Origin of the sequence: Pseudomonas sp. JL3, from assembly GCF_031570575.1 — a bacterium.
GTDB classification, from domain to species: Bacteria; Pseudomonadota; Gammaproteobacteria; order Pseudomonadales; family Pseudomonadaceae; genus Aquipseudomonas; species Aquipseudomonas cucumis.
Window position 1 is genome coordinate 181,962 of sequence record NZ_JAKWJK010000006.1, and the last position, 15,494, is coordinate 197,455.

13 protein-coding genes and 1 pseudogene are annotated in these 15,494 nt (G+C 61.6%); 9 read left to right on the forward strand and 5 right to left on the reverse strand.

Annotated features, from left to right (window positions below; all coding sequences use genetic code 11):
• Positions 1-10: 10 nt before the first annotated feature.
• Together MMG91_RS13555 and eat are read right to left on the reverse strand one after the other, a co-directional pair.
• Positions 11-178 carry a DUF2897 family protein gene (locus MMG91_RS13555; RefSeq protein ID WP_008006000.1) on the reverse strand — a complete coding sequence of 56 codons (168 nt, stop codon included), beginning with the start codon at positions 176-178 and terminating at the stop codon, positions 11-13.
• A gap of 125 nt (positions 179-303) precedes the next feature.
• Positions 304-1,668: an ethanolamine permease gene (gene eat / locus MMG91_RS13560; protein WP_305502782.1), complete on the reverse strand. Its 1,365-nt coding sequence runs from the start codon at positions 1,666-1,668 to the stop codon at positions 304-306.
• Between the two features lie 405 nt (positions 1,669-2,073).
• On the opposite strand from eat, the gene kdpF reads away from it, so the two are divergent.
• The 6 genes from kdpF to MMG91_RS13590 all read left to right on the forward strand — a co-directional run bounded on the left by kdpF (position 2,074) and on the right by MMG91_RS13590 (position 10,136).
• Positions 2,074-2,163, forward strand: a complete 90-nt coding sequence (kdpF, locus tag MMG91_RS13565) for a K(+)-transporting ATPase subunit F (RefSeq protein ID WP_007899818.1) — start codon at positions 2,074-2,076, stop codon at positions 2,161-2,163.
• An 8-nt stretch (positions 2,164-2,171) separates the two neighbouring features.
• Positions 2,172-3,866 (forward strand): potassium-transporting ATPase subunit KdpA, encoded by a 1,695-nt coding sequence (gene kdpA / locus MMG91_RS13570; RefSeq protein WP_310659887.1) that lies wholly within the window; start codon positions 2,172-2,174, stop codon positions 3,864-3,866.
• Between the two features lie 10 nt (positions 3,867-3,876).
• Positions 3,877-5,934, forward strand: a complete 2,058-nt coding sequence (gene kdpB / locus MMG91_RS13575) for a potassium-transporting ATPase subunit KdpB (protein WP_310659888.1) — start codon at positions 3,877-3,879, stop codon at positions 5,932-5,934.
• Positions 5,935-6,042: 108 nt separating this feature from the next.
• A complete protein-coding gene (gene kdpC, locus MMG91_RS13580) occupies positions 6,043-6,588 on the forward strand; it encodes a potassium-transporting ATPase subunit KdpC (RefSeq protein WP_310659889.1) in 546 nt (181 codons plus the stop codon).
• Positions 6,589-6,737: 149 nt separating this feature from the next.
• Positions 6,738-9,389: a sensor histidine kinase KdpD gene (locus tag MMG91_RS13585; RefSeq protein ID WP_310659890.1), complete on the forward strand. Its 2,652-nt coding sequence runs from the start codon at positions 6,738-6,740 to the stop codon at positions 9,387-9,389.
• 48 nt (positions 9,390-9,437) lie between these two features.
• On the forward strand, positions 9,438-10,136 hold the full coding sequence (locus MMG91_RS13590; RefSeq protein ID WP_305502774.1) for a response regulator: 699 nt from the start codon (positions 9,438-9,440) through the stop codon (positions 10,134-10,136).
• Positions 10,137-10,177: 41 nt separating this feature from the next.
• Here MMG91_RS13590 and MMG91_RS13595 read toward each other — a convergent pair whose 3' ends face one another.
• Complete coding sequence (locus tag MMG91_RS13595; protein WP_305446403.1) at positions 10,178-11,218, reverse strand: patatin-like phospholipase family protein; 1,041 nt, start codon at positions 11,216-11,218, stop codon at positions 10,178-10,180.
• Positions 11,219-11,437: 219 nt separating this feature from the next.
• Between MMG91_RS13595 and MMG91_RS13600 the strand changes: the two genes are divergently transcribed.
• From MMG91_RS13600 to MMG91_RS13610, 3 genes are all read left to right on the forward strand, one after another.
• Entirely contained in the window at positions 11,438-11,716 is a 279-nt protein-coding gene (locus MMG91_RS13600) for a hypothetical protein (RefSeq protein WP_095055823.1), read from the forward strand.
• A 46-nt stretch (positions 11,717-11,762) separates the two neighbouring features.
• Positions 11,763-12,530: a CHAD domain-containing protein gene (locus MMG91_RS13605; protein ID WP_305446401.1), complete on the forward strand. Its 768-nt coding sequence runs from the start codon at positions 11,763-11,765 to the stop codon at positions 12,528-12,530.
• Between the two features lie 235 nt (positions 12,531-12,765).
• The gene (locus tag MMG91_RS13610) at positions 12,766-13,563 is read left to right on the forward strand and encodes an acyl-CoA thioesterase II (protein WP_305502771.1); all 798 of its coding nucleotides are present in this window, start codon (positions 12,766-12,768) and stop codon (positions 13,561-13,563) included.
• Positions 13,564-13,576: 13 nt separating this feature from the next.
• Here MMG91_RS13610 and MMG91_RS13615 read toward each other — a convergent pair.
• A pseudogene (locus MMG91_RS13615) lies at positions 13,577-13,807 on the reverse strand (terminase); the annotation flags it as partial.
• A gap of 166 nt (positions 13,808-13,973) precedes the next feature.
• Positions 13,974-15,455, reverse strand: coding sequence for a methyl-accepting chemotaxis protein (locus MMG91_RS13620; protein WP_310659891.1), 1,482 nt, complete (start codon positions 15,453-15,455; stop codon positions 13,974-13,976).
• Between the last annotated feature and the right edge of the window lie 39 nt (positions 15,456-15,494).

Sequence of the window (15,494 nt, forward strand, 5' to 3'; positions counted from 1 at the left end):
GGTTTTTGTTTTAGCGGTCCTGCGCATCCTTGGCATCCGCTTCCGCATTACGTTCGGCGACGCGTTTGCGTTGCTCTTCAGTCAATTCGACCTTGTTGGCGGTGTCACGCAGCATCATCAAACCGCCAACGATCGAGCCGATGGCAACGATCAGAATCAACCAGGCATACCAGGGCATAGGATTCTCCTTGAGGGCAGGTCGGTGGGCGGGTTTCGCCAACCGATCCTGCATACCACTTTTGAGCGATGGAATTTCGCAGTGGTTCCATTCTATGCCTGATCTGACAGCAACACTGCGGCTGTTTAGAGCCCGGTCAACATCGCATCCGCCGGCGCATCGGCACGCAATTGCGCGGTGAGCGTGAAGTACACGAAACCCACCGCCATAAAGCCAAGGAAGATCAACCCGATCAAGGTGTTGAACCAGGCCATCGCCACCAGGCAAACCACTGCCAGCACCAAGGCAATGAATGGCACCAACGGGTAGCAAGGCGCGCTGAAAGTGCGTTCCAGGTTCGGTTCGGTTTTGCGCAGTTTGAACAGGCTGAGCATGCTCATGATGTACATCACGATTGCGCCGAATACCGCCATGGTGATCATCGCTGCTGTAAGCGTCATGCCACCAAGGTTAATCAAGCCGTCGCTGTAGATTGCCGCGATGCCGATCACGCCACCGGCGATGATCGCCCGGTGCGGGGTCTGGAAGCGTGACAGTTTGGCCAGGGATGCTGGCAGGTAACCGGCTCGGGCGAGGGCGAAGAACTGCCGCGAGTAGCCGAGGATGATCCCGTGGAAACTCGCCACCAGACCGAACAAGCCGATCCATACCAGCATGTGCAACCAGCCGGAGCTTTCGCCAACCACGGCTTTCATGGCTTGCGGCAGCGGATCGTTGATGTTCGACAGGGTACGCCAGTCGCCGACGCCACCGGCAAAGAACATCACGCCCATGGCCAGCAGCACCAGGGTCAGGATGCCGCTGATGTAGGCTTTGGGAATCGTGCGTTTCGGGTCCTTGGCTTCTTCGGCGGCCATGGCTGCACCTTCGATGGCCAGGAAGAACCAGATGGCAAATGGAATGGCTGCGAACATGCCGGCAATCGCCGGCGCACCGAACACATCAGAACCCGCCCAGCCGTTGAGGGCGAAGTTGCTGAAGCTGAACGCCGGGGCGACCACGCCCATGAACACCAGCAATTCGGCGACCGCCAATACGCAGACCACCAGTTCGAAAGTCGCGGCCAGTTTCACGCCGAGGATGTTCAAGCCCATGAACACGATATAGGCACCGACCGCCGCGTGTTTCGGGTCGAGGGCCGGAAACTGCACGTTCAGGTAGGCACCGATGGCCAGGGCAATCGCCGGTGGGGCGAAGACGAATTCAATCAGGGTCGCGAGCCCGGCGATCAATCCACCTTTTTCACCAAAGGCCCGGCGGCTGTAGGCAAAGGGACCGCCGGCATGGGGAATGGCGGTGGTCAGTTCGGTGAAACTGAAGATGAAGCAGGTGTACATCGTGGCGACCATGAATGAGGTCACCAGAAACCCCAGCGTACCGGCCACGCCCCAGCCATAACTCCAGCCGAAGTACTCACCGGAAATCACCAGCCCGACCGCGATACCCCACAGGTGCAGCGTGCCCAGCGTGGGTTTGAGTTGTGTGTTCATGTGTTGCCCTCTGAACGGTTTGGAAAGCTCAAGGGGAGGGCATGTGCAGCGGGCGTGCCAGTGTTGTGATGGCGGTCGTAAAGCGCAAAATGACGTCGTATCGGGGATGTTTGCCACCGTAAGCCCCGTATTTTGTGCGCCAGTTGAGGGCGTTGGCGCTTGTTCTGCCGCCATCGCGGGCAAGCCCGCTCCCACAATGGAATGCGTATGCCCGGAAATCGCAAAGACCTGTGGGAGCGGGCTTGCCCGCGATGAGGCCCGCCTGGGCACCGCTGTAACAAAGCTATAAACCCACTCTTTACGCATTCTTTATTCTCCGCCCCACCCCTCGATCTCGCGCCTTTACAGCCTCCCTGCCGACAATCCCTCCACACGCGGCAATACGCCGTAACACGGAGAACTTCCATGAGCGTTCTGGACGGAGTGTCACTGCTATTGGCAGTGGGGCTGTTCATTTATCTGTTGGTTGCGCTGTTGCGCGCGGACCGGAACTAGGAGCGGCTATGCACAGTTATGACTATTGGCTGATCCTCGCCTTCTTCGCCGTGGTGCTGATCCCTGCACCGTTTCTGGGGCGCTTCTACTACAAGGTGATGGAAGGGCAGCGCACTTGGCTTTCGCCGATTCTCGGGCCAGTGGAGCGTGGTTGCTATCGGGTGGCTGGCGTCGATCCGCAGGCCGAACAGAGCTGGCAGAAATATGCCCTGGCCTTGCTCGCCTTCAGCCTCGCGGGTTTTTTGCTGCTGTTTGCGATCCTGCTGTTTCAGGATCACTTGCCGCTGAACCCGCAAAACCTGCCGGGTCAGGAATGGACGCAAGCGTTCAACACCACCGTCAGCTTCATGACCAACACCAACTGGCAGTCCTACAGCGGCGAAGCGACCCTCAGCTACCTGAGTCAGATGGTCGGCCTCACCGTGCAGAACTTCGTCAGCGCCGCCACTGGTCTCGCTGTGTTGGTTGCGCTGTGTCGCGGCATCGGTCGCAAATCCACCAAAACCCTGGGCAACTTCTGGGTCGACATGACCCGGGCCACCCTCTACGGCCTGTTGCCGTTGTGCCTGTTGCTGGCGCTGTTTCTGGTCTGGCAGGGCGTGCCACAAACCTTCGCCCACTACGTGAACGCCGTGACCATGCAAGGCATCGATCAGGTGATTCCGCTCGGCCCGGCCGCCAGCCAGATTGCGATCAAGCAACTGGGCACCAACGGCGGTGGCTTCTTCGGCGTCAACTCGGCGCATCCGTTCGAGAACCCGACGGCCTGGAGCAACCTGTTCGAAGTCTCCTCGATCATTCTGATCCCGGTGGCGCTGGTGTTCACCTTTGGCCATTACGTGAAAGACCTGCGTCAGAGCCGCGCGATCATCGCCTGCATGCTGGCGCTGTTTTTGATCGGCGGCGCGACGTCGCTGTGGGCTGAATACCAACCCAATCCGACCCTGGCCAACGTCGCCGTGGAACAGACCGCGCCGCTGGAAGGCAAGGAAGCGCGCTTCGGCACCACCGCCACCGTGCTGTGGTCGGTGACTACTACTGCGGCGTCGAACGGTTCGGTCAACGGCATGCACGACAGCCTCAACCCGCTGAGCGGGATGGTCGCGATGATCAACATGATGGTCGGCGAAGTGATCTTCGGCGGCGTCGGTGCCGGGCTCTACGGCATGTTGCTCAACGTGCTGATCGCGGTGTTCCTTGCCGGGTTAATGATCGGCCGCACTCCGGAATACCTCGGCAAGAAACTGCAAGCCCGGGAAGTCCAATTGCTGGTGGTGACCTTGCTGGTGATGCCGGTGGGCGTGCTGGTGCTGGGTGCGATTGCCGCCAGCCTGCCAGGCCCGGTCGCGGCGGTGAGTAACCCCGGCGCTCACGGTTTCAGCCAGTTGCTTTATGCCTACACCTCGGCCAGTGCCAACAATGGTTCAGCGTTTGCTGGATTTGGGGCGAACACCGCGTTCCACAACCTGATGCTGGGCTTTGGCATGTTGATTGGGCGCTTCGGTTACATCCTTCCGGTACTGGCCCTGGCCGGCAGCCTGGCGATGAAGAAAACCGCGCCGATTGGCCAGAACAGCTTCCCGACTCATGGCCCGCTGTTCGTGACCTTGCTGACCGTGACCATTTTGCTGGTGGGTGGCCTGACCTTTCTGCCGTCATTGGCGCTGGGTCCAATCGCTGAACACCTGAGCCTGGGCTTCTAAGGAGTCAATGATGAATATGCCCGCAACTAAAGCCGCCGTCGTCAAGGCGCCGGAACAACCGAAAACCGCGATTTCGGCCCTCTGGCGCCCGGCGCTGGTGCAAGCCTTCGTCAAGCTCGACCCACGGCAATTGCAGCGTGCGCCGGTGATGCTGGTGGTGGAACTGACCGCGATTCTGACCACTGTGCTGTGCTTCATTCCCGACAACGCCGTGCCGACTTTCGTCGCCGCGCAAATCGCGTTGTGGCTGTGGTTCACCGTGTTGTTCGCCAACTTCGCCGAAGCGCTGGCCGAAGGTCGCGGCAAGGCCCGTGCCGACAGCCTCAAGGCCGGCAGCGAAGGCTTGAGTGCCCGTCGCAAAACTGCCAATGGCAGTTTTCAAGTGGTGCCCGCCAGCAGCCTGCGCAAGAACGATGTGGTGCGCGTCGAAGCGGGGGAGATGATTCCCGGTGACGGCGAGGTGATCGAAGGTATCGCGGCGGTGAATGAAGCGGCGATTACCGGTGAATCGGCGCCCGTGATTCGCGAGTCCGGCGGCGACCGCTCGGCCGTCACCGGCAACACTCGACTGGTGTCCGACTGGCTGCTGGTGCGCATCACCGCCAACCCCGGCGAGTCGACCCTCGACCGCATGATCGCGCTGGTCGAAGGCGCCAAACGCCAGAAAACCCCGAACGAAGTGGCGCTGGATATCCTGCTGATCGGCCTGACCCTGATCTTCCTGCTGGTAGTGGTGACCCTGCAACCGTTCGCCCACTTCGCCAACGGCAGCCTGCCGCTGGTGTTTCTGGTGGCGTTATTGGTCACGCTGATTCCGACCACCATTGGTGGCTTGTTGTCGGCCATCGGTATCGCCGGGATGGACCGTCTGGTGCGCCTGAACGTGATCGCCAAATCAGGTCGTGCCGTGGAAGCAGCGGGGGACGTGCACGTTCTGCTGCTGGACAAAACCGGCACCATCACTTTCGGCAACCGTCGTTGCTCTGCGGTCTATGCCGCGCCAGGCGTCACCGCCCAAGAGCTGGCAGAAGGCGCGTTGTTCGCCTCCCTGGCCGATGACACGGCTGAAGGCAAATCCATTGTCGAGTACTTGCGCGGTCTTCACCCACAACCCGAGCCGTCCGCCGAGGTGCTGACCGCCGTGCCGTTCAGTGCTGAAACCCGCCTGTCCGGTGTCGACTATCAGGGCCGGGTCTATCGCAAAGGCGCGGTGGATTCGCTGCTGACCTTCGTCGGCCTGAAACGCGCCGATCTGGCAGCGCCTCTGTCCCGGGAAATCGACAAGATCGCTCAGAGTGGCGGCACGCCGTTGCTGGTCTGCGCCGACGGCAAGTTACTCGGTGTGATCCACCTCAAGGACGTGGTCAAGCCTGGCATCCGCGAGCGTTTCGCCGAGCTGCGCAAGCTGGGGATTCGCACGGTCATGGTCACTGGCGACAACCCGCTGACCGCTGCTGCGATTGCTGCCGAAGCAGGCGTGGATGACGTGCTGGCCGAAGCCACACCGGAGAAAAAACTGGCGCGCATTCGTCACGAGCAGAACGACGGGCGCCTGGTCGCCATGTGCGGCGACGGTGCCAACGATGCCCCGGCCCTGGCCCAGGCGGACGTCGGCATGGCGATGAACGACGGCACACAAGCGGCGCGGGAGGCGGCGAACATGGTCGACCTCGACAGCGATCCGACCAAGCTGTTGGACGTGGTGCAGATCGGCAAGGAATTGCTGGTGACCCGCGGAGCGCTGACGACCTTTTCCATCGCCAACGACGTAGCCAAATACTTCGCGATCCTGCCGGCGCTGTTCGCCTCGATCTACCCACAACTGGGTGTGCTCAACGTCATGCACCTGAGCAGTCCGCAGAGCGCGATTCTGTCGGCGATCGTGTTCAATGCCTTGATCATTGTGGTGTTGATTCCGCTGGCGCTGCGTGGTGTGCGGGTGCAGGCGGTGAGCGCGGCGGCGTTGCTGCGGCGCAATCTGCTGATCTATGGGCTGGGCGGGATTCTGGTGCCGTTCGTGGGCATCAAGGCGATCGACATGTTGTTGACGGCGTTGCATTTGGTTTGACTTTCGCGGCGCGCCAGTTGCGCCGCCTTCGCGAGCCTGCTCGCGATGAATGCGCCACGTTGCACCTGACTGAATGCTGTATTTGTTATCCGAATCGAGGATTGTGAAATGTCCACACTGATACGTCCGGCCCTGAGCCTGCTGATGCTGATGACCCTGATCACCGGCGTCGCTTACCCCTTGGTCGTCACCGGCATCGCCCAGGTCGCCTTTCCGGACCAGGCCAACGGCAGCCTGGTGCGCGACGCCGACGGCAAGGTCCGAGGCTCGTCGCTGATCGCCCAGGATTTCGTCGGCGACGCCTGGTTCCATCCACGGCCATCGGCCGGGGCCTTTGCCACCGTGTCGAGCAGCGCCAGCAACCTTTCGCCCAGCAACCCGGCGCTGGCCACACGGGTGATCGACGACGCCAATAAATTGCAGGTGACCGGGCAGGGGCCGGTGCCGTTGGCGATGTTGACCACCTCCGGCAGCGGCCTCGATCCGCACTTGCCACCGGCCGCAATTGCCTATCAACTGGCGCGTGTCGCGGCGGCGCGCAATCTGCCGGTGTCTGCGCTTGAGCAATTAATGGATGCGCACATCGAGCAGCCGCTTGTTGGGCCGCCAGTGGTTAATGTGCTGGCGTTGAATGCGGCGCTGGAAAACTTGTAAAGGTTAAAAGTTTGGAAAGGATCGTTCCCACGCTCTGCGTGGGAATGCATCTATGGACGCTCTGCGTCCACTTCGGCTGGGACGCGGAGCATAGCGGGCTGCATTCCCACGCAGAGCGTGGGAACGATCAATGAGAGAGAACTTCAAGCATGAGTGATTCCGGCCGCGCCGACGCGCTGTTAGCAGACCTGCCCCGCGATGGCCGTGGCCGCCTCAAGGTGTTCCTCGGTGCCGCGCCAGGCGTGGGTAAGACCTACGCCATGCTGCAAGCCGCCCACACTCAACTGCGCCAGGGCGTGAAGGTCATGGCCGGCGTGGTCGAAACCCACGGTCGCGCCGAAACCGAAGCGCTACTGGCTGGCTTGCCCCAGCAGCCGTTGGTGCGCTCGGAGTACCGCGGCGTGATGCTCGAAGAAATGGACCTCGACGGTCTGCTGGCCGCCAAACCGAAATTGGTATTGGTGGATGAACTGGCCCACAGCAATGCCCCCGGCAGTCGTCACGCCAAACGCTGGCAAGACATCCAGGAATTGCTGGCCGCCGGCATCGACGTGTTCACCACGGTCAACGTCCAGCATCTGGAAAGTCTCAACGATCAGGTGCGCGGCATCACCGGCGTACAGGTGCGCGAAACCCTGCCGGACTGGGTGCTGCAAGAAGCCTACGAATTGCTGCTGATCGACCTGCCGCCGCGTGAGTTGCTGGAGCGTCTGCGCGACGGCAAGGTCTACGTGCCGGAGCAGGCGCGGGCGGCCATCGATGCGTTCTTCACCCAGACTAACCTCACGGCCCTGCGCGAACTGGCGATGCAAACCGCAGCCGCTCAGGTCGATAACGATCTGGCCCAGGGTTATCGCCAGTTGGGGCAGGCCGCACCGGCAGTGCGCGGTCGCTTGCTGGTGGGTGTCGATGGCGATGCTCAGGCCGAGCGTCTGGTGCGTCACGCCAGTCGCGTCGCCCAGCGGCGGCATCTGCCGTGGAGCCTGGTGCATGTGGACAATGGCCGTATACGCGACGAGCAATCGCGTCTGCGCCTGCAAAGCGCTCAACAACTGGCCGAACGCCTCGGTGGCGAAGTGGTGTTGCTGCGCGCCGGTGAGGTGGCGAAAACCTTGATCCAGCACGCCGCTGAACGACGCGCCAGCCTGGTGCTGGTGGGCCAGTCGCGTCAGCGTTTGCGTCGACGGTTGTTCGGCGGTGGTCTGGCGTCTCGTTTACTGCGCGATGCTCGCGGGCTGGAAATCAACGTGCTCGACAGCGATCAGGAACAGCATCAACCGCGCCAACCCTCGGCGCAGTCGTTGGTCTGGTTCGACTACGCGTTGGCGCTGGTGGCTACAGTGCTCGCCAGTGCCCTGGCCTGGGCGGTGTCGAGCGCCTTGCCGCTGCCGAACATTTCGCTGGTGTTCCTCGCGGCGGTATTGCTGGTGGCGGTGCGCAGCAGCCTCGGCCCTGCATTGGCCTGCGCGGTGCTGTCGTTTCTGACCTATGACTTTTTGTTCATTCCGCCAAATTTCTCCTTCAGAATCCAGCGCGAAGAAGACGTGCTGACTTTGCTGTTCTTTCTGCTGATGGCGGCCCTCACCGGCAACCTGGCGGCGCGGCAACGGCGACAATTGCAGGCCCTGCGCGACACCCAGGAAGAAACCAGCGAACTGCTCGACCTGTCGCGCAAACTCACCGCCGCCACCGACCGTCAGGCCGTGGTCAGCGCTGCGGCGCAACACCTCAATGGCTGGACCGACCTGAAACTGTGCCTGCTCAATCGCGATGGCCAGAGCGGTTGGAAAGTCGAAACCGGTGGGCCGTTGGAGTTCTCCGAAGCCGAGCGCGCCGCCGCCGATTGGGCCTGGCAACATGATCAGCCGGCCGGCGCAGGCACCGGCACCTTGCCGTTCGGGCGCTGGTGGTGGTGGCCGTTGTCGGTGGACGATGGGCCGCTGGCACTGCTCGGCGTGTGTGCCAAAGAAGGTCAGACCCTGAGCGGCCAGCGGCGGCGCTTGCTGACCGCGCTGAGCCAACCGCTGGCCCAGGCATTGGCCCGCGCGCAACTGGCTGATGACCTTGAAGCGGCGCGCTTGCATGGTGAAACCGAGCAGCTGCGCAGCGCGCTGCTGGCCTCGGTGTCCCACGATTTGCGTACGCCGCTGACTTCCATGCGCGGCAGCATCGACAGCCTGCTGGCGCTTGGCGAGGCGATTCCCTTGGAGGACCGTCGCGAACTGCTCGAAGGTACTCGCGATGAAGCCGAACGGCTGGATCGCTACATTCAAAACCTGCTGGACATGACTCGCCTCGGTCACGGCGCCCTGAAGCTGGCGCGGGACTGGGTGTCACCGGCCGACATCGTCGGCAGTGCGCTCAATCGTCTGCGCGCGGTGCTGGCGTCGTTGCAGGTCATTACCGAAGTGCCGGCCGAACTGCCGCTGCTCTATGTGCATGCCGCGTTGATCGAGCAAGCACTGGTCAATGTGCTGGAAAACGCCGCGCGTTTCTCACCGCCCCACGGGCGTCTTGAATTGCGTGCCGGGGCCACTGACAGCGAGCTGTTTTTTTCGGTGAGCGATGAAGGGCCGGGGATACCGCAGGAGGACCGGGCGAAGATTTTCGACATGTTCTACACCGCCGCTCGTGGCGATCGCGGTGGGCAGGGCACGGGGCTGGGGTTGGCGATCTGTCAGGGCATGGTCGGTGCCCATGGCGGACGGATCAGCGTCGCCGACGGTATCGAAGGGCGCGGCACCTGCATCACGCTGCATTTGCCGTTGCAGACTCAGCCGGGATTGGACAGTGAAGCCTGATCTCGTCTGCGCTACTCTCTTGCCACTTCTTTGTGTTGATGTGAATTCATGAGCCAGACCGCGACCATTTTGGTCATCGACGACGAACCGCAGATCCGAAAATTCCTGCGCATCAGCCTCGTTTCCCAAGGCTACAAAGTGCTGGAGGCCGGCACCGGCACGGAAGGCCTGGCCCAGGCTGCATTGAACAAACCCGACCTGTTGGTGCTCGACCTCGGCCTGCCGGACATGGACGGCCAGCAGGTGTTGCGCGAGTTTCGCGAATGGTCGACGGTGCCGGTCCTGGTGCTCTCGGTGCGCGCCAGCGAAGGGCAGAAAGTCCAGGCCCTGGATGGCGGCGCCAACGACTACGTGACCAAGCCGTTCGGCATCCAGGAATTTCTCGCTCGAGTGCGTGCGTTGCTGCGTCAGGCGCCGACCGGTGAGGCCCAGGAAGCGGCGCTCAGTTTCGGTCCGCTCACCGTGGACCTGGCTTATCGCCGGGTGCTATTGGACGGCGCCGAAGTGGCGCTGACCCGCAAGGAATACGCGGTACTGGCGCAACTGGCGCGGCATCCGGGGCGGGTCATCACCCAGCAGCAATTGCTCAAGGACATCTGGGGCCCGACCCACACCGAAGACAGCCACTATCTGCGGATAGTGGTCGGGCACCTGCGGCAGAAACTGGCGGATGATCCGACTCAGCCACGGTTCATCGTCACCGAAGCGGGGGTTGGGTATCGGTTGTTGAGTGAGGGTAGTCTTTAGTTGATCGTTCCCACGCAGAGGGTGGGAATGATCGTCAGGCCTCAAGAATCCCGCTCATTCTCATACCGATCCAGCGTATCCCGGGCAATCTCACGCCCCAGCGCGATCAACTCCGGCGCTTTGTAGAACTCGAAAAACCGGCACACCCGCTTGGGCACGTTAATCAGGATATCCGGCGGATACCCGGCAATCTTGTACTGTGCCAATGACGTCTGCATCACCTCGAAACTCTGGTTGATCAGGTCCAGCAAGGATGCCGGCCCCACGTTGTCGATGATGAACGATCCGGTGGCGGACTTCGGTGCGCCGTTGCTTTCCGGGGCCGCCGCCGGTTGCTGGCCTTCTGGCTCGGCGGATTCGATCCACGGGTTGATCTCGGCCGCTTCTGCCATCAACGCTTCCTTTTCCAGCAGCAGCAATTGTTCGGCCTGCTTGCGGCGGAAGGGCAATTTCGATCCCAGCGAGTTGATCAGACTGTCGAAGCGGGTCTTGAACGCGGCCGGGCGCTGGATCACCGGCAGTTGATAGTGACGCTGGTTGGTGGAGTTGAGGTTGACCGCGATGATCAGGTCGCAATGGCTCGACACCACCGGCACGATCGGCAACGGGTTGAGGATACCGCCGTCCACCAGCATTCGATTGCCCTGCATCACCGGCGTGAACAGGCTGGGGATCGCCGCCGAGGCGCGCATGGCCTGGTGCAGGCAGCCTTCCTGAAACCAGATTTCCTGCTGGTTGGTCAGGTCCGTGGCTACGGCGGTGTAGGGAATGCGCAGGTCTTCGATGTTGATCTCGCCGACGATCTTGCGGATCTGCCCGAAGACCTTCTCCCCGCGAATCGCGCCCAGGCGAAAGCTGACGTCCACCAGACGCAAGACGTCGAGGTAATCCAGGCTCTCGATCCAGTCGCGATAATCCTTGAGTTTACCGGCGGCATAGATCCCGCCGACCACCGCGCCCATGGAGCAACCGGCGATGCAGGCGATGTCGTAGCCGCGCCGTTCGATCTCTTCAATGACGCCGATATGGGCGTAGCCCCGGGCGCCACCCGAGCCCAACACCAGTGCGACACGCTTTTTCATGAAACGACCTCTCTGACAAGGTTCAACAATGCGCCTATCGAGGGGCAAGCTTCAATCGCTATGGTCGTTCGGCGGGGCGATAGCGTCGTTTTTTGACACTCAATAAAGGCGAATGGGTATCCTCGCGAGCGCTATAGTTTCCATTGCGGGTCCAAGGCACTTTTCACGCGCCAGGCCGTCTTAGCTGCACGACTGTTTATTATCTTTGAGGTGTGAGTGATGAAAGCCTGGATCTGTGTGCCGTTGATTGCCCTGGCACTCGCCGGTTGTGCCGGTAAAACCGCTTACCGTGACAGCTGCGGGAGCCAGCTCGACGCCGCCTGGCGTGAACTGGATCTGGCCAAGGTCGAGGGCTTTGCCGGGACCGTCAGCTATTCCAAGGCGCTGTCGTTGCTGACCGGTGCCAAGACCCAGCAGCAATTCGAAGCATACGAGGGTTGTACCAAGAAGGCCGAGAAGGCGCGCTTCTACATCCGTGAATCCCGCGCCGGCCGTTGAGGCATGATAGCGCTCACTTGGGGCAATTCGATTCAGGGAGCAAGCGATGTCTGCCTTGGTTGATCGGTTGGTGGCTCATGTTCTGAGCTTGGACGTTCGCCTGCTCGCCTGTCAGGCACGCTTGAGTGCGCGTACCGACTCTGAAGCGCTGCATGATCTACGCACCACCGTGCGGCGTTTGCGCAGCCTGCTGCGGCCCTTGCGCGGTTTGCCTGGGGTCGAGCAACTGGAAGCGGCGGCGTCCCGGGTGGGTGATCTGACCACGCCGTTGCGCGATCGCGAAGTGTTGGCGGCGTACTTGCTCCAGCACGATCAACCCGAGGCCGCGCACCGGCGCATGGCGCGGATGGACGAGGCTTATCCCATCGTGGCGGCGAGCCCCGAGCTGGCGCAGATGCTGATGATCCTCGACGCCTTTCCGCGTTTTCTGCGGGCTTCCCAGCGCCAGGGCTTGCTCAAGGGTTTGCGTAAGCGCATCGAAAAACGCCTGGGCAAACAATGGAAGAAACTCGACCAGGCCCTGCATGATCCCGCCCATGACCGCCATCGCCTGCGCCTGCTGATCAAGCGCGTGCGTTATGGCATCGAAGCCTACCCCGAACTGGATCGCTTGCCGGAAGCGGCCTTGCCCAACCTGAAATCGGCGCAGGCCGCTCTGGGCGATTGGCACGACAGCTGGCAGTGGCTGGACCGCGCCAAGGAAGAGCCCGATTTGCAGCCCTGTGTCGCGGTCTGGAAAACCACCTTGGCCAAGGCCGAAGCGCGCGCCGACCGCGTCCTCGACAAACTCAGCGCCGCTTGCTTCAAATCCTGAAACTGTGGGAGCGGGCTTGCTCGCGAAGAGGGCATGACATTCAACGAAAATGTTGAATGTCATGCCCTCTTCGCGAGCAAGCCCGCTTTCGCGAGCAAGCCCGCTCCCACTTTAGTTTGTGTGTTCAATGTTGGCACGGCTCATCTGTCCGTGATTTTGGCCGGAATAAGCGCTGTATCGTCTTTGCGGGCTGGTTAAGATCGTTCCATCCATTTTTCCTGCCTCTGAGGTTCCCATGCACTTTTCCGATCTGCTCGACGCTGTTCGCAGTCAGCCGCAGGCGTTGTCTATTCCGGCCGAGTGGGGTCAGGGGCGAGCCAGTTTTGGTGGGCTGATAGCCGCCTTGCAATACGAAGCCATGCGCGCAAAAGTCCCGGCGGACCGTCCGGTGCGTTCGTTGGCAATCACTTTTGTCGGCCCGGTCGAGCCCGATGTGCCGGTCAGTTTTGAAGTCGATGTGCTGCGCGAAGGCAAAGCCGTCAGCCAAGTGCTGGGCCGGGCGATGCAGAAGGGCCAAGTGGTGACGTTGGTCCAGGGCAGCTTCGGCGCCTCGCGACCTTCCGAGGTGGCGGTCACGGCCAACGCTGCGCCCGAGATGAAGCACTGGGTCGACTGCCAGGAAATGCCCTATATCAAAGGGGTGACCCCGGAATTCATGCGTCACCTGGCAATGCGCTGGAGCATCGGTGGCCTGCCGTTCACGGGCAACACCTCCCGCGATATGGGTGGTTGGGTGCGCTTGCGTGGAGAAGGGAAGGACGAGGTGGTCAGCGAGGCGCATATTCTGGCGCTGGTCGACGCCTGGCCGCCGTCCTTGTTGTCGCATCTGAAGAAACCGGCGGCAGGCAGCACGTTGACCTGGACTATCGAATTCGTCCAGCCGTTGCTCGCGTTGAGCACGCTCGACTGGTGCAAGTACCTGGTTGAAATCGAGTATGCCGCTGACGGCTACGGGCACGCAGCCGCAAAACTGTGGAGCGAAGACGGTCAGTTGATCGCCATGAGTCGGCAGACCGTGACAATTTTCGCCTGATACTTGCAGGCTACGCCTCCAGGTGATGACTGTGACGCTGTAGGCCCAGGGCGGCGAGCAGGCCGATGACGCCGATCGCGAAGCTCGCCAGATCCAGGCTGAACACCCCCGAGACCATCAGCAAAAACGCCACGATGAACAGCGGCACGGCAATCATGTGCAACACCGGATCGGTCGGGTGCTGGTGGCTGTGCGGGTGCAGTCGCCATTGCCAGGCGGGAAGGTTGGGGTGACGTTTGCCCATGATGCTGATCCTTTATTTGTGAGGCGCTTGAATAAAGAATAGGCGTGGCAAAAGCCGTCGGCGAATCAAGGCTGGCTATCGAAGTGATAGGGGCCATGGGCAATATTGATGTTGACCGGGCTGACGCTTTCGCTTGTAGGAGCGAGGCTTGCCCGCGAAGAGGCCCTCAAAGCTTGAGCTGCCCAATGGCCTTGCTCAATTCCCCCGCCAACATCGCCAACTCATTGCTGGTAATCGCCGAATTCACGGTCTGTTGAACGGTGTTTTCGGTCACGTCGCGAATGCTCACCACCGCCCGATTCATTTCCTCCGCCACATGACTCTGCTGCTCGGCTGCCACCGCAATCTGCGTATTGCTTTCACGCATCTGCGCCACCGCACTGGTGATTTCGGCCAGGGCCACGCTGGCTTCCTGGGCCTGCTGCAGGCAGTCGTCCGCCTTGAACGAGCTTTCCTGCATGAAGTCCACGGCGTCCCGAGTGCCGGCTTGCAGCGCTGAAACCATGGTGGTGATCTCGTCGGTGGACGCCTGGACGCGCTTGGCCAGGTTACGCACTTCATCGGCGACCACCGCAAACCCGCGGCCCATTTCACCGGCCCGGGCCGCTTCGATGGCTGCGTTAAGGGCCAGCAGGTTGGTCTGTTCGGCGATGCTGTGGATCACGCTGACCACGCCGTTGATCTTCTGGCTGTCCTCGGCCAGACGCTGAATCATCTCGGCCGTTTGCTGTACGCCGGTGGACAACCCGCCAATCGACTTTTGCACCCGAGTGACCACTTCCTGCCCGCTGCCGGCCAGAGTGTCGGCGGTTTGCGAGAGGTCGCGAGTAGCCCCGGCGTGTTGGGCGATGTGGTGGACCGTGGCGGTCATTTCGTTAATCGCTGTGGCAGCCTGATCGGTTTCGCTTTGTTGGCCAAGCATCCCGTGACGTACCTCGTTCATGCTCGACGCCAGCCGCGCGGCACCGACATCCAGTTGCCGAGCGGTGTTGGCGACGGTGTTGACCACCCGCTGGTAACCGGCCTGCATGGCATTGAAGGCATTGGCCATTTGCCCGACTTCATCCTTGCAAGCCAGCGGTACACGAGCCGACAGGTCACCGGTTTTCTCGACGTGGAGCATCACGTCTTTCAAGGTGTTGAGCTGGCTGAGCAGGAAGCGGATCAACAGTTGCGACGCGCCGAGCATCGCCAGCATCAGGATGAACACCGCTACCGCGTAGTGGGTGAAGCGTTCGCCGAACACTTGGCTCAGGCTCGGGCCATGGGCAATCACCGCGATCTGTTGACCGTCAGGCCGAGTGAATACCTCTGCGCCCATCAACGGATTTTCACCGAACAGCGGCAGGGAGTTGATCTCGACCCAACCGTTGGTATCGGTCAGCTCCAGCAGCGGTTGCCCGTTCAGTAATGGTGCTTGCCCGCGATTGAAGGTCAGCAGGTTATCGGCCTTGGGCAGCGGCTGCCCGGCAGGCCAGGCATTGAGTAACCGCGCCTGGGCCTGGGCCGACGTTTGGGCGGCGTGGCTGCGGGCTTGTTGTTCAAGCTGCACGGCGTACAGCACCAGCAACAGGGTGGTGACGAAGGCGACGGCGTTGACCGCCCAGAATTTATACTTCAGCGAGATGTTGCTAAGCCAGGCACCCATGGAGGTCTTCTCTGATAGCGGAAACAGTTTTGGCAAGGT